Origin of the sequence: Actinocatenispora rupis (assembly GCF_016861975.1) — a bacterium.
Lineage (GTDB): Bacteria > Actinomycetota > Actinomycetes > Mycobacteriales > Micromonosporaceae > Actinocatenispora > Actinocatenispora rupis.
The window spans coordinates 25,759-46,672 of record NZ_BOMB01000030.1 but is presented as its reverse complement, the minus strand read 5'-3'; the positions used below and the strand labels follow the sequence as shown (position 1 = coordinate 46,672).

The following is a 20,914-nucleotide window of genomic DNA, read 5'->3' as shown; positions in this document are numbered from 1 at the left end:
GCGGCGCTAGCGTCACGACCGGTACGAGACGAAACGAAAGGAACCACGCGTGTCCGTTGACCTGGGAGAGACCGGGGAGGCCGTCCGGCGCGGGACGCTGGCCGCGAATCCCGCGCTGTCACGGTTCAGTCCGTTGCCGCGCATCCTGACGTACGACGACTTCAACACGGGCACCAACGGGTGGACCGAGCTGATCGGCAACTACGACGGCAACGGCAACCTGTCCACTGTGGACGACCACATGCGGGACTTCCGGCCGCCGCAGCTGTCCAACTGCACCTTCTTCGACACCGGTACGCACGGCGCGCTGACCGGCACGTACGCGTTGAAGCTCGCGACCCGGCCGTACGTCGGGCACACGGCCACGGCGATCCGGCGGCTCACCATGGCGCGCAAGGGACTCGTACAGCTCGAAACGTACTTCACGTACAAGGCGGAGGCGACGCTCGGCACCGACACGGCGAACAACTCGTTCGGCGGGGTGACCTGGGACGGCAACCTGCACCCGAGCGAGGCGCAGTTCGGCGCGCTGACCGTGGCCACCGACATCTGCGGCGACGGCGGCCTGCGCTACCACACCGTCATGCGGTACCGGAACACCACGGTGGACAACGAGCTGGACCGGCGCTGGGTGTACCCGGTCGTGCCGGAGCCGACGCCGCGGGAACACCTGGAGGGCAAGGCGAAGCTGGCGTACGGGGCGGACTTCACGGCGCCGGACCCGGCCGACTGGCACGCCGCGTCCGAGCCGATGGACATGTGCTTCAACGAGGTACCGACCAAGGTCAACTGGCACTACCTGCGCTGGGTCATCGACACCGAGGCCCGGCGCAACGTCGAACTCCAGGTCAACACGAACGTTCTGGACCTGCGGGACGTTCCGGTGCCGGCGTACGCCGAGCGGTACGACTCGCTCGACAACCTCCTGAACTTCTACTTCAGTGTGCGCACCCACTCCGGCGTACGGAACTTCCTGTACCTCGACTCCGTACTCGTCTCGGTGGATTGGTAGGCGTCATGCGGCATGCACAGACCGCCGTGCTGGAGCGCGGCGAACGGTACACGGGCGGGTTCGCCACCGAGCCGTACGAGGTGGCGTGGGCGGGCGAGGCGCGGTTCTTCGTCCAGGTGGTCGACGGCGCGCCCGGCACCACCGCGGTCCTCACCACGCAACTGTCCCCGGACGGGCTCACCTGGGCCGACGCCGAGGACGCCGCGCCGCGTGAGATCGACGGCGCCACCGCCGGTATGGTGACGTGGCGGATCCGCGAGTTCGGCGGATGGTTACGGCTGCGCGGCGAGGTCCGGGGCGCCGGGGACGAGGGCCCGAAGCTGCGGATCTACCTCGTCGCCAAGGAATAGCACGGGGGTTTGACGATGGCCGCAGGCGTGGCACCGGCGCCGCGTCGCCGGGTCCGGTTGTCCGACATCGCCGACGCCGTCGGCTACTCGGTCAACACCGTGTCCCGCGCGCTCAACGGCAAGGCCGACATCAACGCCGCCACCCGGGACCGGATCGTGGCCGAGGCCGAGCGCCTCGGCTACGTGCCGAACACCCAGGCCCGCTCCCTCGTACTCGGCTCCACCCGTACGGTCGGGCTCGTCATCACCAACCCCTCCAACCCGTTGTACGCGGGGCTCATCTCGGCGATCGAGCTGCGCTGCCGGGCCCTCGGGTACACGCTGGTGTTGCTGGCGAGCGAGGAGAGCCCGGAGTCGGAGCGGATGGCGGCCGAGTCGCTCATCCGCTCCGGCGTGGACTGCGCGATCGTGGTGCCGGTGCAGGCCGAGACGGCGCACTGGGAACGCCTGCTCGGCACCGGGATCGACCTGGTGTTCGTGAACCGCGACCTGCCCGGGCTGGACGTCGACTTCGTCGGCATCGACAACGAGCGCGGGGCGTACGACGCGACCGCGCACGTGCTGCGCGCCGGCGCCCGGGTCGTCTGGTCCCTGGAGGAGGACCTGCCGATCAGTACGATCCGGCAGCGCGCCGCCGGCTACCGGCGCGCGATCGCCGAGCTGGCACCGGATCCGGCCACCGCCCGGATCATCTCGGTACCGACCCGGCGGCGCGACTCGCTGACCCTGCCGTGGCAGGCCGAGGAGGCGTACCGGGTGAGCCGGGCGCTGATCGACGGCGGCACCCTGCCCGACGCGGTCGTCGCCGGCAACGACTACTTCGCCCTCGCGCTCACCCGGGCGCTCGCCGAGCACGGCCTGCGCGTACCGGAGGACCTGCTCGTCGTCGGGTACGGCGACCACCCGTACGCGGGGTTCCTGTCGCCGTCGCTGTCGTCGGTGGCGCTGCCCGCGGCAGAGCTGGGCACCACCGCCGTCGACGTACTCCTGCGTGGCAGCAAGGATTCCCGCACGCACCGCCTCATCCCACCGACCCTCGTCGTACGGGAGTCGTCCACGGCCCGGTGAGGTCACTCGTCGTACTTCGCCGTGGTGGCAACGGAAGCGCGGCGTCAGGACGGGTCGGCGAGGTGGCGTTGCAGCGCGCCGAGCGGCCCGTCCCAGTCGCGGGCCAGCGCGGCGAGGAACTGCTGCGCCACCCGCATCGGCGCCGAGTCCAGCCGGTACCGCACGCGGCGCCGCTCGCCGGGCTCGGCCGTGACGAGACCGGCGTCGGCGAGCAGTACCACGTGCTTGGCGATGGCCTGCCGGGTGATCGGCAGCCGGGTCGCGAGCTCGGTGACCGTGGCGGGGCCGTTCTCGGCCAGCGCGGCCAGTACGGCGCGGCGGCTCGGATCGGCGAGGGCCACGAACACCTGCTCGGCGACGGCCTCGGTGTCAGGCGGCATCGAGGTAGGCGACCAGCTCGCCGAGCTCGCTGGCCCAGCCCGTGACGTTCCCGTCGAAGGACTTCTTGTGGGCCTCGTCGGACAGTTGCGCGAACCCGGTCTCCACCACCGTCAGCCGCGTCCCGGCGCCGGCCGGCTCCAGCGTGAACTCCACGTACGTGCGGCGCGGGTCGTCGTCGGCCAGCCCGTAGATCGGCCAGGTGAAGCCGAAGACGGCCGGTTCCTCGACCCGCTCCACCCGCATCGTGGTGGACGGCCCGTCGGTCCAGCTCATCGTCGCGGTGCCGCCGGGCCGCAGGTCGATGCTGGCCTCGTTGCCGAACCAGGCGGCGAGGCCGTCGGACGTGGTGAGCGCGGCCCAGACGTCGGCCGGCGGCCGGCCGATCTCGACGGTGCGTTCGATGCGATCGGGAAAACCCATGACTCCCCCTCGGACAAGTAGCAACCGCTCGGTTGCCAGAGTATGGCAACCGAGCGGTTGCGTCAATCACCGGGCGGATCAGCCCTCGTACGCGACGAAGTCGATCTCCACAAGGATGTCGTTCAGGTCCGACCCGACCGTCGTCCGCACCGGCGGCGTCGTCCCCGCGAAGCTCTCCCGGTACGCCGCGTCGAAGTCGGCGAAGTCCCGGTGCAGCTCCTGCAGGTGCACGGTGGCCTTCACGACGTGCTCGAACGTCAGGTTCCGCTGCGCCAGTACGGCGGCGAGGTTCGCCATCACCTGCCGGGTCTGGGTCGCCACGTCCTCGCCGACGACCTTCCCGGTGGCCGCGTCGATCGGGCCCATCCCGGCGGTGTAGACGAAGCCGCCCGCCGCGATGCCCTGCGAGTACCCGCCGGCGGGGGCGGGGGCGTCGTCGGTGCGGAGCGCCTGCTTGTTCGCCATCTGTGTCTCTCCTCTGGTTGGTACACAAGGGAATCCGGGTCCACGCGGGATCCGGTGGAACGTGTCAACGGTGGATGTCGTCGTCCGGGTCGGCACCGAGCAGGTGCAGCTCCTCGCGGCTGGGCAGCCCCTCCCAGTCGCCCGGCACCGTCACCGCGAACGCCCCCGCGGCACTCGCCGCCGCCAGGCACTCATCCGCCGGCCGCCCCCCGATCAGCTCCGCCAGGTACGCCGAGGCGAACGCGTCGCCCGCACCCACCGGGTCCACCACCGGTACGCGCTGCGGCGCGGCATCGTGCGCGGCGCCGTCGAGCAACGCGTACGAGCCGCGCGAGCCGCGCTTGACGAGGACGTGGCGCGGGCCGAGCTTGGCCAGCGCGGCCGCGAGTTCCGACTCGTCGTCGCCGGCAACCACCAGGCGCGCCTCCGGCACCGTGGCGAACACGATGTCGGCACGCGCGGCCAGCTCGCCCAGCTCGGCGCCCGCGGCGTCCGCGTCCCACAGCCGGGACCGGTAGTTGAAGTCCAGCGACACCAGGACGCCCGCCTGCCGCGCGGTGTCCACGGCCGCGCGTACGGCGTCGCGGGCGGTCGCGGACAGCGCCGGGGTGATGCCCGAGACGTGCAGCACGCGGGCCGCGCGGACCAGATCTTCGTCCACATCGGACGGTGACAGCCGGGACGCCGCCGAACCGGCGCGGTAGTACTGGACGCGGGTGATGGCGTCGGACCGGCGTTCCTTCACCATCAGCCCGGTCGGCGCGGAGGAGTCCACCGCCGCGCGTACGTCCACGCCCTCGGACCGGATCGTCCCCGTCACCAGCCGGCCGAACTCGTCGTCGCCGACCCGGCTCAACCACGCCGACGTACGCCCCAGCCGGCGTACGCCGATGGCGAGGTTCGACTCGGCGCCCGCGATCGACAGGTTGAGGCTGTGCATGTGCCGCAGCAGACCGATCTGCGGCGCCGCAAGCAACGCCATCGTCTCGCCCAGCGTCACCAACTCCGCGCTTTCCGGCACCCCCACGCTCATACCTGCGTCCCCGCGACGGCGTCCAGGACCCGCCGGGTACGCGTGGCGAGCGCGCCGAGGTCGCCGCCGTCCAGCGCGTCGCCGACCAGCGGACCGCCCATGCCGACCGCGATCGCCCCTGCCGCAAGGTATTCCGGCACCAGCTCGACCGTCACCCCACCGGTCGGCAGCAGCGGTACGCCGTCGATCGGCCCGCCCAGCTCCCGCAGGTACTTCGGGCCGGCGACCGACGCGGGGAAGATCTTGACGGCGGTCGCGCCGAGCTTCCACGCGGTCAGTACCTCGGTGGCGGTGAACGCGCCGGGGTAGTACCCGAGGCCGCGGGCCAGTGCGGCGTCGGCGAGTTCGGGATCGGTGTGCGGGCACACGATGAACGCGGCGCCGGCCTGCTCGGCCGCCCGCACGTCGTCGACCGTCAGCACGGTACCGATGCCCAGCTCCACGTCCGCGCCGTACCGCTCGTGCGCGGCGGTGACCGCGGCGAACGCGCCCGGCGTGTTCGTGGTGATCTCCAGGCAGCGGATCCCGTTGTCCACCAACGTGTCCAGTACGGCCGGCAGGTGTTCGCCGGTCTTCTTGCCGCGCAGGATCGGCACCACGCCGGTCTCGGTGAGCGCGCGGCTCGGGGTCTGTCGCGATGGGACTGTCATGGCGCGTTCCTCAGAAGTAGGTGTGGATCAGTTCGACGACGCGGTACTCCGGGTCGACCATCGGCAGCACCCGCCACTTGTCGAACGCCGTACAGGGATGGGAGATCCCGAAGGCCACGAGGTCGCCGGGCCGGAGCGGCGGCAGGCCGTCGGTCGTGAGGTAGCAGTGCTGGTCCATCAGTTTCGTGACCCGGCCCGCGGACGCGTCGGCCTCGCTGCCGTCCGCGCGCCGGACCCGCAACGGGACCGGCAGTCCCTCGTCGAACGGCAGGTCCCGCTTGCCCGCGCCGCACAGCGCGAGCCCGTCCTCGGGTACCGACAGCACCCGCGCCCACAGCTCGAACGCCGGCTCCAGCGTCGCCTCACCGGTACGGTTGAACGGCGTGTGGTCGCGGTAGAAACCGTGGTCGTGCGTGACGTACGCGCCGCTGCGCAGCAGGACGTCGTGCGCCGGCGCCCAGTCTCCACCGAGTACCTCGGTGACGGTGTCGAAGTAGGCGGAGCCGCCGGCGGAGACGAGCAGTTTCCCGGTGACCGCGCCGGCGTCGGCCGCGCGTACGGCGGCGTCGCGGACCCGGCCGAGGTAGTCGGCCGCCTCGTCCACCGTGCGCAGACCGCCCTCGTACCCGGCGATGCCGCGCACCGCGAGCCGGTCCACCCGCGCGGCGGTACGGGCCAGCTCGACGGCCTCGTCGACCGTGCGGACCCCGGTACGGCCGCCCGGGTGGCCCAGCTCCACCACGACCGACAGGGCCCGCTCACCCTCCACTTCGGACAGTGCGGACCGGATCGCCTCGACACCCTCGACCGAGTCGAGGTAGCAGACGAACTCGAAGTCCGGGTCGCGTTCGCCCTCGGCGACGACCCAGCGCAGCGCCAACGGATCCAGCAGTTCGTTGGCGAGGAAGATGCGCGGCACGCCGAAGCCGCGGGCCGCGAGTACCTGACCGGCGGTGGCCAGGGTGATGCCCCAGGCGCCCGCGTCGAGCTGCATCTCGAACAGCCGCGGCGCCATCGACGTCTTGCCGTGCGGCGCGAACGCCAGCCCGTGCCGCGCCGTGTACTCCGCCATCGTGGTCACGTTGTGCGCCACCGCGTCCTGCTTCAACAGCATCAGCGGCCAGGCGAACGGCCCGGTGAACACGTCGGGTTTCGCCGCCACGAACTCGCTCGACCGCAGCCGGGACTCCGGCAGCCACAACCCCTTCGTACGCCAGTCGACGTACTCGTCCGGAATGGTCAGCGTCACGTGGCTCCCCCCGAGGGTGTCAGCACGGTGGTGTCGGATGCGCCGAGCTCGTGCGAGATCTGCCGGCCGGTGGCGGCGACCCGCGGGGCCAGCTCGCGGATCGCGGCCGGCGTCATCCGGGACGACAGCCCGGACACCGACAGCGCGCCCACCACCCGGTCGTCGTGGTCGAACAGCGGCGCGGCCACGCACCGTACGTCCACCTCGTTCTCCCGGTCGTCCACCGCGTACCCGCGCTCGCGGATCCGGCGCAGCTCGGTACGCAGCCGGTCCGGGTCGGTGATGGTGTGCGGGGTGACCGCCGGCAGCCCGGCCGCGATCGCCGTCTCGCGCGCCGCGTCGTCGACCCAGGCGAGGATCGCCTTGCCCACGGCGGTGCAGGACATCGGCGCGCGGCTGCCGACCCGCGACCCCATCCGTACGTTGGCCTCGTTCTCGACCTTGTCGATATAGACCACGTCGGGCGCGTCGTACACGACGAGGTGGCAGGTCTCGCGGGCGGCGCGTTGCAACGCCCGCAGCCGTTCCGCCGCCACGGTACGAAGGTCCAAAGTGGACAGGTACGCCTGGCCGAGGCGCAGCGCGCCCAGCCCGAGCCGGAACCGCCCGGTCTCCGCGTCCCGGGTCAGCAGCTCCGCCTCGGACAGCGGCGCGGACAGCCGCAGGATCGTACTCTTGTTGAGAGACAACGAATCCGCGAGGTCGGACAGGCTCACGCCGCGACCGCCGCCGTGCCCCTCGACGTACGCGAGGATCGACAGGGCGCGGCGCAGCGACGACGACTGGTTGCGCGCCGCGGATCCCGGATCGCCGCGGTCGCCGGCGGGTGCGGTGACCCCGCCGGCACGCTGCACGCGCCCGGTACTCACGGCGCCACCGCGCCGGTCGCCGCGGCCCGGGCTCGCCGGATCTGTTGCGCGGTCACGGATCCGCCCGGAGTGGCGTGCCGGCGAGGACACCGGTCAGCTCGCCGCCGGCCAGTACCCGCCGCCCGTTCACGAGTACGTCGTCGACGCCGGTCGCGGGCCGCCGCGGCTCCGCGTACGTGGCGGTGTCGGCGACGGTGTCCCGGTCGATCACGGCGACGTCGGCGACGTTCCCGACGCGCAGCAGGCCGCGGCCGGCGAACCCGAAGCGGCGCGCCGGATGCGCGGCCAGGTGCACGACCGCGTCCTCCCACGACAGGTCGCCCAGCTCGCGTACGTGCCGGGCGAGCACCCGGGCGAACGCGCCCCAGCCGCGGGGATGCGGGTGACCGCCCACGTAGATCCCGTCGGAGCTGCCCATCTGCGCCGGGTGCCGGAGCAGCGCGCGCACCGACTCCTCGCTGTTCGTCGGCGGCTGGCCGAACACGCAGCCGACCGTGAGACCGGTGGCACGCAACAGTTCCACGCACGTCTCGGCCGGCGTGAGCCCCGCCTTCTCGGCGACCGCGACGAGCGCCATGCCCTCCGCCCAGTGCCACTTCTCCGCCGGCACGTACGACAGGGTGATGCGCGGCCACACGTCGTCGCGGGCGGCGAACCACTCGGTGTCCAGCCGGTGCCGTACCTCCGGGTCGCCCAGCGCCGCGACCGTACGCTCCGGGTCGGCGGTGGGCAGCCACGGCGGCAGCGTCACCATCGCGAGGATGGTGCTGCCCCGCAGGTACGGGTAGCTGTCGAAGGTGAGGTCGAGGCCCTCGGCACGGGAGTCGTCGACCAGCGCGGCCAGCTTCTCCGCCGGCCCGTGGTAGTGCGAGATGTGCGCGGCGACACCGGACTGCCGGGCGATCTCGCGGATCTCGGCGACCCCGGTCGGCGCGTCCGCCTCGTACCCCCGCATGTGCGACACGTACGGCAGGCCGCGCGCGGCGACCGGGCGGCACAGCTCGGCCAGCTCGGCGGCGTCCGCGTACCTCCCCGGCGCGTACTCCAGCCCGGTGGACAGGCCGACCGCGCCCTCGTCCAGCGACTCCTCCACCAGCCGGCGCATCCGGGTCAGTTCCTCGGCGGTGGCGGGCCGCTCCGCCGCACCCATCACCTCGTACCGGATGGTGCCGTGCGGCGCCAGGTACGCCGTGTTCAGCGCGGTCGTACCGGTGTACGTGCCGAGCAGGTCGGCCACGCCACCACCGGTGAAGCCGTCGTGCGGCCCGTTCACCGCCGCGAAGTACCGCGACACGTACGCCAGCGTCGCGGGCGAGGCCGGCGCGTACGACAGGCCGTCCTGGCCGAGGACGAACGTGGTGACGCCCTGCCGCAGCGCGGCGAGCTGCACCGCCGGGTCGCGTACCAGCGCGTCCCCGTGCACGTGCGCGTCCACGAACCCGGGCACCACGAAGCGCCCCGTCGCGTCGATCTCCTCCGCGGCCTCGGCGAGGTCCAGCCGCCCGATGCCGGCGATCCTGCCGCCCTGCACCGCGAGGTCCGCCCGGTACGCCGCGGCACCGGTGCCGTCCAACAGCCAGCCACCGCGCACGATCACGTCAAACACGCCGCGGGCCACCTCCTCATGCGCAACCGTAGGTTCGTCGAGCCCGATCCGCGACAAGTTTGACACAGAGTTGTGCATAGCAAAACCGCCGTCCGTTCGGCCGTGACCGAACGGACGGCGGTTCGCCGCTCCCGTGCCCTACCGATGGGCGACCCGGCGCAGCGCCACCCCGATCAGCACCGCCGCCGCCAGTACGATCGCCGCGTTCGTGGCGATGCCCAGGTGGATGCCCCCGAGCATGGCGTGCGCCCGGTCCGCGCCACCGGCCCGCAACGTCGCCGCGTGCGCCGCGTACAGGGCGGACAGGATCGGGATGCCGACCGTCACGCCGACCTGCTGCGCCGTCGTCAGCAGCCCGGTCGCCAGCCCCTGCTCCCGGTTCGACAGCCCCGACGTCGCCGTGATCCCGTACGACACGACCGCCGCCATGTGCCCGCCGAACGCCACCGTGCAGAACACCAGGATCAGCCAGACGCCGCCCGCCGCACCGGTCGCCAGCAGTACCGCGGTGGTGACGGCCTGGATGGTGAGCCCGCCGACCAGTACCGTGCGGCTGCCGAAGCGGTTGACCAGCCGGGACGCGACCAGCCCGGTGCCCGCCGCGCCCAGCCCCGTCACCCCGAACACCAGCCCCGACTCGAACGGCGACAGGTGCCGGATCTCCTGCATGTACAGCGTCAGCAGGAACGTCAGCGAACTCGCCATCGAGAACGTCACGAGCCCGCCCAGGTTGCCCCACGCCACCGTCCGCCGCCGCAGTACGCCCAGCGACACGAGCGGCTCCGCCGTCCGCTGCTCCACCACCACGAACGCGCCGAGCAGCAGTACCGCGGCGACGAGCGCGACGAGTACCTCCGGACGGGTCCAGCTCGACTCGGCCGCGGTGGACAGCGCGAAGATCAGCGCCAGCAGGCCACCGGTGACCGTCACCGCGCCGGGTACGTCGAGCTTCGGGCGCCGTTCCGGCCGGCTCTCGGTGAGCAGCAGCGGGGCGGCGACGAGTACCGGCAGGGCCATGACGACGTTCAGCGCCATGGTGGAACGCCAGCCGAGCGACGAGGTGAGTACGCCGCCGAGCAGCATGCCGAGGGTGAAGCCGAGCGACAGCACCATGCCGGACACGCCCAGCGCCCGGTTCCGCGCCGGTCCCTCCGGGAACATCGTGGTCAGCAGCGCCATCGCGGTCGGGATGGTGACCGCCGCGCCGAGGCCCTGCACCGCCCGCGCGGCGAGGAACATCGCCGGCCCGGCCGCGAGCGTCGCCGCCAGCGACGCCACCGTGAACAGGCCCAGCCCGGCGAGGAACATCCGGCGCCGGCCCACCAGGTCACCCAGCCGGCCCGCCAGCAGCAGGAACCCGCCGGACGGCAACGCGAACGCGGTCACCGCCCACTGGAGGTTCGCCTGGCCGAGGCCCAGATCGGTACCGAGGCTCGGCAGCGCCACGTTCAGGATCGAGAAGTCGATGGCCATCGCGAACTGCGCGGCGCACAGGAGTACCAGGACGAGGCGGGCACGGCGCGACAAGCCCGGCACGGACCCGTCCACCGCCGTCGTACGCACGCCGGCGCGGGGCGTCCGCGCCGACCGGGGACTGTCGGCGGTCGCCGTGGCGGCCGCGGATCGGAGTACGTCATCGGTCATGGGCATCATCATTCGACGGATGTCGAAACTGACCGGAGAGCCCGCTTATGCTGGTGGCGTGACCACCAGCCTGCGCCGTACCGAGCTGAGCGACTTCCTGAAGGCCCGGCGCGCCGCCGTCCAGCCGGCCGACGCCGGACTGCCTGCCGGCCCGCGCCGCCGTACCCCCGGACTGCGCCGCGAGGAGGTCGCCGTCCTCGCCGGCGTCGGCCCCTCCTGGTACCAGTGGCTCGAACAGGGCCGCGACATCAGCGTCTCGCCGCAGGTGCTCGACGCCGTCGCCCGCGTCCTGCGGCTGACCGAGCCCGAACGCCGCCACCTGTACGTGCTGGCCGAGCTGAACCCGCCGCTCGAACGCGACTGGGACGCCATGCCCGTCGGCGAGGACATCGTCCGGCTCCTCGACGGCTGGCTGCCCAACCCGGCCCACGTCGTCGACCAGTACTGGAACCTCGTCGCCGCGAACGACGCCGCCCGCGTGGTGTTCGGCTGGGCGCGCGCGTCGCTGCCCAACTGCCTGATCGACTTCTTCACCAACCCGATGTACCGCGACCGGTACGCCGACTGGGCCGAGCTGGCGCCGGTCGTGGCCGCGCAGTACCGGCACGAGATGACGGCGCGGCACGGCGACTCGGGGTACGCGGAGGTCGTGGACGGGCTGCTGGCCCGGTCGCCCGAGTTCGCCGAACTGTGGGCCCGGCACGAGGTGCGGCCGCCCGCCCCGATGGTCAAGACGATCCTGCACCCCGCCGGCGGCGAGCTGGTGGTGGAGAGCCGGATGCTGCGCCTGCCCGACCGGCCGGACCTGTCGCTGCTGCTGCACACCCCCGTCGCCGGTACGGCCACCGCGGAGCGCATCGCCCGCCTCGTCGCCGAGGACCGCCGGCTGCACCTCGCCCGCGGCGCCTGACGGTCAGCGGCGGACGCAGCAGTCGGCGCAGACGTGCCCGTCCAGGCCCGGCACCACGAACGCCAGGCAACACGTCTTCCGCCGTACGCGCAGCTCACCGTCGGTGTGGCAGAGCGCGGCGAGACCGCTGAGCCCGAGCGCGTCGAGTACGGTGCCGGCGGCCGGCACCGGCGCGTCCAGGACCGGCGCCGCGGCGGACAGCGCGTACGCGATGCCCGCGGCGAGCTGCCCGTACAGGGTGTGCGCGCCGATCCGGACGTGCTCGCGCGTCGCGGCGACGAGCGGCGACACGTGGTTGTCCAGCAGCGTGTCCTTGAGTACGCCGAGCAGCGCGTCCGGGGTGTCGACGACGACGGTGTCCGGGTGCCCGGCGACCGGGTCGTCCGGCAGTACCGCGACGGTGGGGCGCAGCACGCCGATGACCACCTGCGGCGCGTCGTCGGCCAGCCGTACGGCGACGTTGTCGGCGGACAGTAGCGGCACCCGGCGGGCGACGGCCCACCCCAGCACCGCCGGCATCGTCAGCCAGTACGTGTACGCCTTGTACGCCAGCGTCGCGGCGGCGTGCGGCTGGGCGCCCCAGATCCGGGCGGGCGCGGCCAGCAGGTCGGGGATGGCGGTGCCGTCGACGAGCGCGGTGGCCGGCAGCCAGCCGTCGGCCGGGTCGGCGACGACGAGCCCGTCGGCGATGCCGAACGCGTCGCTGTCCCCACGCACCTCGGCGAGCGCGGCGACGATCGGGTCGAGCGGCCGGAGCGCCGCCGTCACCGCCACCGTCACCCCGTCCACCCCCTCGATCGCGCCCCGATGCCGGCCGGACGCACGGCAGCGGTCACCCTCGGGCACCGCGGCCGTCCCCGCCGACCGGGGCAAGCAAACTTAGGCTAGCCTAGCCGACCTTTGACCAGGGCCGTCACCGGCAGGTCGTGTGATCTCCGGCGCGACGTACCGGTCACGCACCGTCGGCACGGGCCTTCTGCCGCCGCAGCAACCAGATCAGGTACGGGGCGCCCACCAGTGCCGTGACGATCCCCACCGGGATCTCGTTCGGCGCCAGTACCCAGCGGCCCGCGGCGTCCGCGGCGACCACGAGTACGGCGCCGAGCAGCGCCGCGACCGGCAGCAGCCGGCGGTGCGACGGGCCGACGATCCGGCGGGCCAGGTGCGGCGCGACCAGCCCGACGAACCCGACCGTGCCCACCACCGCGGCCGTACCGGCGGCCAGCACGGCACCGGCCAGCAGCACCAGCAGCCGCGTACGCCCGACCGGCAGGCCCAGCGAGCGCGGCAGGTCGTCGCCCAACCCGAGCAGGTCCAGCGTCCGCGACACCAGTACCAGCCCGACGAGTACGACGAGGGGGACGGCGAACCAGGTCAGGTCACCGGCCGAGCGGGCGTACGTGGAGCCGGCGAGCCAGGTGAGCGCCGCGGCGAGCTGCAACTGCGCGCGCAGCGACAGCACCTGCACCAGCGCCGCCGTCGCCGCGGCCACACCGATGCCGATCAGTACCACACGGGTGGGGTCGAGGGGGGCGGTGCGCCGGCCGGTGGCGAGCAGCATGACCAGGCCGAGCGCGAGTACGCCACCGACGAGCGCGGCGGCGGGGATGCCCCAGCGCGGCGCCGTCGGTACGAGCGTGATGAGCGCGACCGCGCCGATCGACGAGCCGCCGGTGACGCCCAGCAGGCTCGGCTCGGCGAGCGGGTTGCGTACCACGGACTGGATCGCGACGCCGGCCCCGGCCAGCAGGATCCCCGCCGCGGCCGCCGCGACGATGCGGGGCGCCCGGAACGCGACGATCCCGTTCGCGAGCTGGTCCGCCTGCCCGAACACGGCGCGCACCAGCTGCCCCGGCCCGAGATGGACGTCGCCCAGGCCGAGCCCGACCAGGACCGTGCCGGCGAGTACGACGACGCCCGCGACCACGATCAGCCCGTACCGCGAGCGCGAGCCGGGCGCGGCCACCGTGACCGCCGCGCCGGTGTCCGCGTCGCCGGTCGGTACCCGGCGGGCCAGGTAGACGAAGACGGGGCCGCCGACCAGGGCGGTGACCACGCCGGCCGGGATCTCGTAGTCGCCGGTACCGGACGCGGACAGCAGCGCGCGGGCGACCACGTCGGCACCGAGTACGAAGACCGCGCCGTACAGGGCGGCGAGGGGCAGCAGCGCGGCGTGCCGGCGTACGCCGAAGAGGCGCACGACGACGGGGGCGACCAGGCCCACGAACCCGATCGGCCCGGTCAGCGCGACCGACGCGGCGGAGAACAGTACGGCCAGGCCGAACGCGAACAGCCGGATCCGGCCGACCCGCAGCCCCATCGCCTCCGCGGTCTCGTCCCCGAGCGACAGCAGGTCCAGCGGCCGGGCCAGCAGCGGCGCCAGCAGCGCGCCGCACAGCACGATCAGGCCGGTCAGCAGCGGGCGCGACAACCCCGTTTCGAGCAGGGATCCGTTGCCCCAGAAGAAGAGTCCCTGCGCGCGCTGCGCGTTCAGGATCAGTACGACGGTGGCGGCGGAGCTGCCGGCCATGGCGATCGCCGTACCGGCGAGCAGGATCCGGCCGGGTGCCATCGGACCGCGGGACACCAGCAGCTGCACCAGTCCGGCCGCGGCCAGCCCACCGGCGAACGCCACCGCCGCCGACGGCAGGATGCCGAGCCGGATCCCCGACACCGTGCACAACGACACCGCCAGGTACCCGCCGGCGTTGACGCCGAGCGTGTCCGGCGCGGCGAGCGGGTTGCGGGTGGCGCCCTGGACCAGCGCGCCGGACAGCCCGAGCGCAAGCCCGGTGACCAGGCCGGCGGTCAGCCGCGGCAACCGCGACCCGGCCAGTACGGCGAGGGCGTCGGGGTCGGCGTGCCCGGTCGCCAGGGACAGCAACCGGGACAGGCCGATCCCGGCGCTGCCCTGCCCGACGTGCACGACCGCGAACCCGACCAGCAGCGCCACGCCGACCACGGCCACCACGGCCGTCCGGTACCGGCGCGGCGCCGGACGCTCCACTGTGGACACGGCGGTCGCGTCCGCGGTGCGGGTCATTCGACGGAAACCCTCGTCGCTCAGGCGCCGAGGGCGGCGACGGCCTGGTCGATCAGCATCCCGTTGGACACCGGGCCGCCCCAGAACCAGGTACCGGGGTCGAGGGCGTGCAGCTTCTTCGCCTTGACGAAGCCCAGGTTGCGCCACGTCGCGTTCGTCGCCAGCGCACCGGTGAACGGGTCGTCGGACTTCAGCGCCACGTACAGGGCGGTCGAGTCGGAGACGGGGGTGAGGCCCTCGACGCCGGTCGACGTGAAGCCGGACGGGTCGGAATCCTTGCCCTGCCAGGCGTTCACCAGGCCGATCGAGGTGAGTACCTGCACCGCCTGCGCGTGGTTCGTGTACGCCCGGATGTTCGGCTGGCCGTTGACGCTGAAGCCCTGCAACAGCGTGATCCTCGTACCCGCCTTGCCGGCCCTGGCGAGCTTCTCCTTCGCCGCCGCAACCTTCTTCCGGTACGCCCCGACGAGGTCCTTCGCCTTGCCCTGCCTGCCGACCGCCGTACCGATCCGCACGAGGTTGGTGTCGGTGGTGTCGACGAGCTTCGTGTTCGGCGTGTACGCGTCGAACAGCAGGACCGGCGCGATCTCCTTCAGTTGAGCCAGGTTCGCGGTCGACCGGCTCTTCTCCGCGATGATCAGGTCCGGGTTCAGCGCCTTGATCTTCTCCAGGCTCGGCTGCGCGCGGGTGCTGACGTCCGGCACGCTCGACGGTACGCGCGCGCCCGCACCCACCCAGTCGCCGTACGTGGCGCGGTCGGCGACCCCGACCGGCGTGACCCCCAGCGCCAGCAGATCCTCGGTGTACGACCACTCCAGCGAGACGACCTTCGTCGCCGTCCTCGGCAGGTGCACGGTACCGGTGGAGTCGGTGACGGAGACCTTGCCGCCGCTGCCGCCGGACGTCGCACCGCCCGCATCGCCGGCGGTACCGGACGAGCAGGCACCGAGGGCCAGGACGGCGGCCGTCGCCAGCACACCGAGTACGGTCTTGCGCATCGTGCTCCTTGGGGGGTCAGTTGGCCGTGGGCACGGTGCCCGCCAGCCGGGGGAACAGGGCCAGGTGACCGGTCTCCGCGTCCCGTACGACCTCCACGTCGAGGCCGAACGCGCGGCGGATGTGCGCGGCGGTGAACACCTCGTCCGGCGTACCGGCGGCGACGACGGAGCCACCGGCCACCATCACCGCGTGGTCCGCGTACGCGGCGGCCTGGCCGAGGTCGTGCAGCACGAGGCCGCACGCGATGCCGTGGTCGCGCGCCAGCCCCCGCACCACCTCCAGTACGTCGAGCTGGTGCCGCAGGTCCAGGTACGTCGTCGGCTCGTCGAGCAGCAGTACGCCGGCCTGCTGGGCGAGGACGGTGGCGAGCCAGGCGCGCTGGCGTTCGCCGCCGGACAGTTCGTCGAGGCGGCGCTCGGCCAGCTCGGTCGCGGTGGTCACCTCGATCGCCCAGTCGACGGCGGCCCGGTCGTCGGCGGTGTGCCGGGCGAGCGCGCCGCGGTGCGCGTACCGCCCGTGCCGGACGAGGTCACGCACCGCCACCCCGGCCGGTACGAGCGGGGTCTGCGGCAGGAACGCCAGGCGCCGGGCCAGTTCCCGGCGGTGCAGCCGGTGCACCGGGTCGCCGCCGACGCGGACCGTACCGGCGATCGGCGGCAACAGGCCCGCCAACGTACGCAGCAGCGTGGACTTGCCGCAACCGTTCGGCCCGACGAGGACGGTGACGGTGCCGGGGGCGAGCCCGAGGCTGACGTCGGTGAGCACGGCCGACCCCGCGTACCCGACGCTCAGGTCGTCGCCGGCGAGCGCCGCCGCGTCAGCCTGCCCCACGTGCGCCTCCCTGGCCGACACGACAGTGATAAGGCAAGCCTAACCAGAGCCACGATCCGCTGTCATTCCCGCACCTGCCGATCGTGAACAGCACCACCCGGCGCCGGGTCGCGCCAGATGTCCATGTCCACCGCGCGCAGCGCCCGCCCCGACTCGTCGAGTACCCGGCCCATCAGCTTGTAGTGCCGCAGCACCACGGCCCGGTCCACCACCGACAGGTACGGCCAGCGCGCGGTCAGCGTCGCCTCCAGCCGTTGCAGGTCGGCCAGCCCGCGCAGCCACACCGTGATGACCAGGTTCGTACTCCCCGCCACCGCGGCCACCAGCCGCGTCTCCGGCCGGGCCGCCAGCGCCGCCGCCGTCCCCGCCAGCTCACCCGGCGGTACGTTGATCCACAACGTCGCCGACACCGTCCAGTACGACTCGGCGCGCGCGAGTTCGCAGCGCAGCGCGAGCAGGCCGCCGGACAGCAGCCGCGACACCCGGCGCCGGGCGGTCGCCGGGCTGATCCCCGCCGCCGACGCCAGCTCCGGGTACGGCGTGCGCGCGTCCCGACCCAGCCGTACGACCAGCGGCCGGTCCTCGGGCCGCACCGTCGCCTCCACCCCCGACACCGCCGGCACCGTACGCCGCAGCCGGTCCTGCTGCGGCACGTCCAGTACGCCGAGGCGCCAGCTCGACCCCTCCGCGTACAGGTTGGTGATGACCGTGGTGCGCGTGACGGCGATGCCGGGCAGCGTGCCGAGCCGGGCCACCAGGTACCGGGAGAGATCGGGCAGGCCGGTGGTCCAGACGGTGACGAGCAGGTCGCAACCGCCCGTGGTGTGCTCGACGGTGACGGCGTGCGGGTCGTCGCGCAGCGCCTCGGCGATCCGCACCAGGCTGCCCGCCTGGCAGGTCACGGCGACCAGCGCCAGGCACGTCTGCCGCATCAGCACCGGCGACCCGTACGCGGTGGCCCAGGCGCGGCCGGTACGGGTGAGCCGCTGCCAGCGCCGGGCGACGGTCACCGGATCGGCGCCGAGCACCCCGCCGAGCAACGACCAGGACGCGCGCGGCGCGATCTGCAGCGCGTTGACGAGGGACAGCTCGTCCTCGCCGAGCATGACGGGATCCTGCATGACGCCGTCCACGGTAGCGCCGATGCTGCGTTCCGGCCGGTCGTGCGGGTTCGGCCGGGTCATCATGGCCCAGCCCCCACAGCTTCGGAGGATCCCTATGTCCACGGAAGCGCGGACCGACGTCGCCCAGCTCGGCACCGCCGCCCGGCTGCGTCAGATCACCGCCGCCTCGGTCGGCAACGCCATCGAGTGGTACGACTGGTACACCTACACGTTCCTGGCCACCACGTTCGGGCCGCTCATCTTCCCCGGTGACAGCCCCATCGCGGCGGCGCTCAGCACGTTCGCCGTGTTCGCGGTCGGCTTCTTCATGCGGCCCATCGGCGGCCTGCTGCTCGGCAGTATCGCCGACCGGTTCGGCCGGCGTACCGCGCTGACCGTGACCATCCTGCTGATGGGCCTCGGCTCGCTGCTCGTCGGCATCGTCCCCACGTACAAGGCGGTCGGGGTGCTGGCGCCGGTGATCCTGGTGCTCGCCCGGCTCATCTCCGGCCTGTCCATCGGCGGCGAGTTCGCCGCGTCCACCACGTTCCTGGTGGAATCGGCGCCGTCCGGCCGCCGCGGCCTGTTCGGCAGCTTCCAGTACGTGTCGACCACGATCGGGCAGCTCGTCGCGTCCGGCCTGGCCGCCCTGCTGGTGGGCACCCTGTCCGACGGTGCGATGACGGGCTGGGGCTGGCGGATCCCGTTCCTCGCCGGCGCGGCGTTCGCGCTGTTCGGCCTGTGGCTGCGCCGCGGCGTACGCGAGACGAAGAAGGTCGAGTCCACCGACCGGCCGCGCTTCTACGAGGCGCTCATCCGGTACCCGAAGCAGTCGCTGCTGATCGTCGGCATCACCATCGGCGGCACCATCGCGTACTACTCCTGGACCTCCTACCTGCCCACGTACGCGCAGCAGAACGTCGGCTTCGACAAGGCCGAATCGCTGGTGGTGTCGACGATCGCGCTCGCCTGCTTCGCGGTCATGCAGCCGCTCGGCGGGATGCTGTCCGACCGGATCGGCCGCAAGCCGATGCTGCTCGTGTTCGCCGGCGGCTTCGCGCTGCTCATCGTGCCGCTGCTGCACCTGCTGACCAACTCGTTCGGGGTGATGCTGGGCATCACGCTCGTCGGCATGGTGCTGCTCACCGGGTACACCTCCATCGCCGCGGCGATCAACGCGGAGGTCTTCCCCGCCCGGGTACGCGCCGGCGGCATCGGCTTCCCGTACTCGCTGGCCGTGGCGGTGTTCGGTGGGACCGCGCCGTACATGGGGACGCTGTTCAAGTCGCTCGGCAACCCCGGGCTGTTCCCGTTCTACATCGCGCTGCTGTGCGCGGTCTCGTTCGTGGTGTACCTGTTCCTGACCGAGACCGCGAAGAAGCCGCTCGACGTATGAACCTCACGCAGTTCCGGCACGACCTCCACCGGCATCCCGAGATCGGGCTGCACCTGCCCCGGACCCAGCACGCCGTACTCGACGCGCTGGCCGGGCTGCCGGTGGAGGTCACCACCGGCCGCGACCTCACCTCCGTCACCGCCGTACTCCGCGGCAGCGGCGACGGGCCCGTCGTCCTGCTCCGCGCCGACATGGACGCGCTGCCGGTCACCGAGACCGCCGACGTCCCGTACAGGTCCACAGTGGACGGTGCGATGCACGCGTGCGGCCACGACCTGCACACCGCCATGCTCGTCGGCGCCGCGTACCGGCTGGCGGAACGGCGCGACACCCTCCGCGGCGACGTCGTCCTCTGCTTCCAACCCGGCGAGGAAGGACACGGCGGCGCCCGCCGGATGCTCGCCGAAGGACTCCTCGACGCCGCCGGCCGCCCACCGGCCGCCGCCTACGCCCTGCACGTCTTCGGCGACGTCGTCCCGCACGGCGTCGTCACCACCCGTCCCGGCCCCGTCATGGCCGCATCCGACGGACTGCGCATCGTCGTACGCGGGCGCGGCGGCCACGCCTCCACGCCGCACCGCGCCGCCGACCCCATCCCGCCCGCCTGCGCCATCGTCGGCGCCGTGCAGACCCTGGTCGCCCGCGGCACCGACCCGTTCGACCCCGTCGTCGTCACCGTCGGATCCATCCACGCCGGCACCCGGCGCAACATCATCCCCGACAGCGCCGAACTCGACCTCTCCATCCGCAGCTTCTCCGACACCGCCCGCGACCGCGTACTCGCCCGGCTCACCGAACTCAGCCACGGCATCGCCGCCGCCCACGGCGTCACCGCCGAACTCCACCACGAACCCGTCCACCCCGCCACCATCAACACCGCCGAACCCGCCGCCCACGTCGCCGCCACCGCCACCGACCTGTTCGGCCCCCACGGGTACGAGCCCCTCGCCCACCCGCTCGGCGGCTCCGAAGACTTCGCCTACCTGCTCCGCGAAACACCCGGCGCATTCGTCGTACTCGGCGCCGCGCCACCCGACGTACTGCCCGACGCCTCACCCAGCAACCACTCCGGCGCCGTCGTCTTCGACGACGCAGTACTCGACCGCGGCGCCGACCTCCTCGCCGCACTCGCCACCCGCCCCCTCCCCACCTGACCCGTTCCCGTTGTTTTGGGGTTTCGGGTCGGGGTTTGAAGTCTGGCCCGGGCGTTGGAGTTCGGCTTGGGCTTGGGCTTCGGGCTTGGATTTGGACTGTGGTTTGGCTCAGGGCTCGGGGCTGACTTTGCCTCGTGGCTTGGGTTTGGCTCGTGGTTTGGGTCTGGCTTGAGGTTCGAGGTTGCGTTGGCGTTCTTGGACGCCTTCGATCGGGGTGGCGCCCCTGAAGGTTTCGGGTTGCCCTGGGTTTGGGGTTGCCCGGGCTGGGACCTTGGCTTGGAATTGGGCTTTGGCTCGGGTTTGGATTCGGCGTGGGGCTCGGGTTGCCTTGGAGTTCGAGGTTGCCTTGCACTCACGGGCGCCCCTTGTTCGCGTCGCGCCCCTAGCTGTGGGAGTTGCTCTGGGTTGAGGTCGCCCGGATTCGGGGCTGTCCTAGCTTTGGCGTTGCCTTGGGTTCCGGGGTTGCCTTGGCTTTGGCGTTGCGTCGATTCGGAGACTGGCCTGGGTTTGGCGATGCCTTGGCGTACGCGGACGCCTCTGGGTTTGTGGCGCCTGCATCCGAGGCGGCCGTACGGTTACGGGTCGACGTGTTGGCGTACGTGCGTGGCGGCTTGCGGTTTCGGGCGGCAACGCCGTGCGCACACGGTGGGGTTGACGTTCGCCCGGTAGGCGAAATCCGTTGGTACTGCTGGCGTTCGGCGGGGTTGGACTCCGCCCGCGTCAAGGAGTCG

At 72.7% G+C, this 20,914-nt stretch carries 19 protein-coding genes and 1 pseudogene; 6 read left to right on the top strand and 14 right to left on the bottom strand.

Going from position 1 to position 20,914, the window contains the following annotated elements:
* The first annotated feature begins 49 nt into the window (after positions 1–49).
* The 3 genes from Aru02nite_RS25625 to Aru02nite_RS25615 are packed head-to-tail and all read left to right on the top strand — an operon-like array spanning position 50 to position 2,430.
* Positions 50–1,012 carry a DUF6772 family protein gene (locus Aru02nite_RS25625; protein WP_203662093.1) on the top strand — a complete coding sequence of 321 codons (963 nt, stop codon included), beginning with the start codon at positions 50–52 and terminating at the stop codon, positions 1,010–1,012.
* Between the two features lie 5 nt (positions 1,013–1,017).
* The gene (locus Aru02nite_RS25620) at positions 1,018–1,362 is read left to right on the top strand and encodes a hypothetical protein (RefSeq protein WP_203662091.1); all 345 of its coding nucleotides are present in this window, start codon (positions 1,018–1,020) and stop codon (positions 1,360–1,362) included.
* Between the two features lie 15 nt (positions 1,363–1,377).
* Positions 1,378–2,430, top strand: a complete 1,053-nt coding sequence (locus Aru02nite_RS25615) for a LacI family DNA-binding transcriptional regulator (RefSeq protein WP_203662089.1) — start codon at positions 1,378–1,380, stop codon at positions 2,428–2,430.
* Between the two features lie 44 nt (positions 2,431–2,474).
* Here the strand turns inward: Aru02nite_RS25615 and Aru02nite_RS25610 are convergent, their stop codons facing one another.
* From Aru02nite_RS25610 to Aru02nite_RS25570, 9 genes are all read right to left on the bottom strand, one after another.
* A complete protein-coding gene (locus Aru02nite_RS25610; RefSeq protein ID WP_203662087.1) occupies positions 2,475–2,810 on the bottom strand; it encodes an ArsR/SmtB family transcription factor in 336 nt (111 codons plus the stop codon).
* Positions 2,800–3,231, bottom strand: a complete 432-nt coding sequence (locus tag Aru02nite_RS25605) for an SRPBCC domain-containing protein (RefSeq protein ID WP_203662085.1) — start codon at positions 3,229–3,231, stop codon at positions 2,800–2,802. The genes Aru02nite_RS25610 and Aru02nite_RS25605 overlap by 11 nt, the downstream gene beginning before the upstream one ends.
* 78 nt (positions 3,232–3,309) lie before the next feature.
* Entirely contained in the window at positions 3,310–3,696 is a 387-nt protein-coding gene (locus tag Aru02nite_RS25600; protein ID WP_203662083.1) for a RidA family protein, read from the bottom strand.
* 64 nt (positions 3,697–3,760) lie between these two features.
* The gene (locus Aru02nite_RS25595; protein WP_203662081.1) at positions 3,761–4,729 is read right to left on the bottom strand and encodes a sugar kinase; all 969 of its coding nucleotides are present in this window, start codon (positions 4,727–4,729) and stop codon (positions 3,761–3,763) included.
* Positions 4,726–5,379 (bottom strand): bifunctional 4-hydroxy-2-oxoglutarate aldolase/2-dehydro-3-deoxy-phosphogluconate aldolase, encoded by a 654-nt coding sequence (locus tag Aru02nite_RS25590; protein ID WP_203662079.1) that lies wholly within the window; start codon positions 5,377–5,379, stop codon positions 4,726–4,728. Before Aru02nite_RS25590 ends, Aru02nite_RS25595 begins: the two co-directional genes overlap by 4 nt.
* 10 nt (positions 5,380–5,389) lie before the next feature.
* On the bottom strand, positions 5,390–6,628 hold the full coding sequence (locus Aru02nite_RS25585; protein WP_203662077.1) for an alanine racemase: 1,239 nt from the start codon (positions 6,626–6,628) through the stop codon (positions 5,390–5,392).
* Positions 6,625–7,497 carry an IclR family transcriptional regulator gene (locus tag Aru02nite_RS25580; protein ID WP_203662076.1) on the bottom strand — a complete coding sequence of 291 codons (873 nt, stop codon included), beginning with the start codon at positions 7,495–7,497 and terminating at the stop codon, positions 6,625–6,627. Before Aru02nite_RS25580 ends, Aru02nite_RS25585 begins: the two co-directional genes overlap by 4 nt.
* Positions 7,498–7,549: 52 nt before the next feature.
* Complete coding sequence (locus Aru02nite_RS25575) at positions 7,550–9,103, bottom strand: N-acyl-D-amino-acid deacylase family protein (protein WP_203662074.1); 1,554 nt, start codon at positions 9,101–9,103, stop codon at positions 7,550–7,552.
* Positions 9,104–9,241: 138 nt separating this feature from the next.
* Entirely contained in the window at positions 9,242–10,747 is a 1,506-nt protein-coding gene (locus Aru02nite_RS25570) for an MFS transporter (RefSeq protein ID WP_203662072.1), read from the bottom strand.
* 58 nt (positions 10,748–10,805) lie between these two features.
* Between Aru02nite_RS25570 and Aru02nite_RS25565 the strand changes: the two genes are divergently transcribed.
* Positions 10,806–11,657: a helix-turn-helix transcriptional regulator gene (locus Aru02nite_RS25565; protein WP_239076944.1), complete on the top strand. Its 852-nt coding sequence runs from the start codon at positions 10,806–10,808 to the stop codon at positions 11,655–11,657.
* Between the two features lie 3 nt (positions 11,658–11,660).
* Here Aru02nite_RS25565 and Aru02nite_RS25560 read toward each other — a convergent pair whose 3' ends face one another.
* The 5 genes and pseudogenes from Aru02nite_RS25560 to Aru02nite_RS25540 form a co-directional block, all read right to left on the bottom strand.
* A complete protein-coding gene (locus tag Aru02nite_RS25560; protein ID WP_239076943.1) occupies positions 11,661–12,503 on the bottom strand; it encodes a ferric iron reductase in 843 nt (280 codons plus the stop codon).
* 106 nt (positions 12,504–12,609) lie between these two features.
* Positions 12,610–14,700, bottom strand: coding sequence for an iron ABC transporter permease (locus tag Aru02nite_RS25555; RefSeq protein WP_203662070.1), 2,091 nt, complete (start codon positions 14,698–14,700; stop codon positions 12,610–12,612).
* A 20-nt stretch (positions 14,701–14,720) separates the two neighbouring features.
* Entirely contained in the window at positions 14,721–15,698 is a 978-nt protein-coding gene (locus Aru02nite_RS25550) for an ABC transporter substrate-binding protein (protein WP_203662068.1), read from the bottom strand.
* A gap of 16 nt (positions 15,699–15,714) precedes the next feature.
* Positions 15,715–16,467 (bottom strand): annotated as a pseudogene (locus Aru02nite_RS25545) (ABC transporter ATP-binding protein); the annotation flags it as partial.
* A gap of 125 nt (positions 16,468–16,592) precedes the next feature.
* Entirely contained in the window at positions 16,593–17,651 is a 1,059-nt protein-coding gene (locus Aru02nite_RS25540; RefSeq protein ID WP_203662064.1) for an Lrp/AsnC family transcriptional regulator, read from the bottom strand.
* Positions 17,652–17,748: 97 nt separating this feature from the next.
* On the opposite strand from Aru02nite_RS25540, the gene Aru02nite_RS25535 reads away from it, so the two are divergent.
* On the top strand, positions 17,749–19,029 hold the full coding sequence (locus Aru02nite_RS25535; protein WP_203662062.1) for an MFS transporter: 1,281 nt from the start codon (positions 17,749–17,751) through the stop codon (positions 19,027–19,029).
* Complete coding sequence (locus tag Aru02nite_RS25530; protein ID WP_203662060.1) at positions 19,026–20,183, top strand: M20 metallopeptidase family protein; 1,158 nt, start codon at positions 19,026–19,028, stop codon at positions 20,181–20,183. The genes Aru02nite_RS25535 and Aru02nite_RS25530 overlap by 4 nt, the downstream gene beginning before the upstream one ends.
* The last annotated feature ends 731 nt before the right edge of the window (positions 20,184–20,914 follow it).

Bases quoted from the DNA above. Each gene is read 5' to 3' on its own strand.
- Aru02nite_RS25620 (WP_203662091.1), top strand. From the start codon at position 1,018: ATGCGGCATGCACAGACCGCCGTGCTGGAGCGCGGCGAACGGTACACG.
- Aru02nite_RS25615 (WP_203662089.1), top strand. From the start codon at position 1,378: ATGGCCGCAGGCGTGGCACCGGCGCCGCGTCGCCGGGTCCGGTTGTCC.
- Aru02nite_RS25610 (WP_203662087.1), bottom strand. From the start codon at position 2,810: ATGCCGCCTGACACCGAGGCCGTCGCCGAGCAGGTGTTCGTGGCCCTC.
- Aru02nite_RS25605 (WP_203662085.1), bottom strand. From the start codon at position 3,231: ATGGGTTTTCCCGATCGCATCGAACGCACCGTCGAGATCGGCCGGCCG.
- Aru02nite_RS25600 (WP_203662083.1), bottom strand. From the start codon at position 3,696: ATGGCGAACAAGCAGGCGCTCCGCACCGACGACGCCCCCGCCCCCGCC.
- Aru02nite_RS25595 (WP_203662081.1), bottom strand. From the start codon at position 4,729: ATGAGCGTGGGGGTGCCGGAAAGCGCGGAGTTGGTGACGCTGGGCGAG.
- Aru02nite_RS25590 (WP_203662079.1), bottom strand. From the start codon at position 5,379: ATGACAGTCCCATCGCGACAGACCCCGAGCCGCGCGCTCACCGAGACC.
- Aru02nite_RS25570 (WP_203662072.1), bottom strand. From the start codon at position 10,747: ATGACCGATGACGTACTCCGATCCGCGGCCGCCACGGCGACCGCCGAC.
- Aru02nite_RS25555 (WP_203662070.1), bottom strand. From the start codon at position 14,700: ATGACCCGCACCGCGGACGCGACCGCCGTGTCCACAGTGGAGCGTCCG.
- Aru02nite_RS25550 (WP_203662068.1), bottom strand. From the start codon at position 15,698: ATGCGCAAGACCGTACTCGGTGTGCTGGCGACGGCCGCCGTCCTGGCC.
- Aru02nite_RS25540 (WP_203662064.1), bottom strand. From the start codon at position 17,651: ATGCAGGATCCCGTCATGCTCGGCGAGGACGAGCTGTCCCTCGTCAAC.
- Aru02nite_RS25535 (WP_203662062.1), top strand. From the start codon at position 17,749: ATGTCCACGGAAGCGCGGACCGACGTCGCCCAGCTCGGCACCGCCGCC.
- Aru02nite_RS25530 (WP_203662060.1), top strand. From the start codon at position 19,026: ATGAACCTCACGCAGTTCCGGCACGACCTCCACCGGCATCCCGAGATC.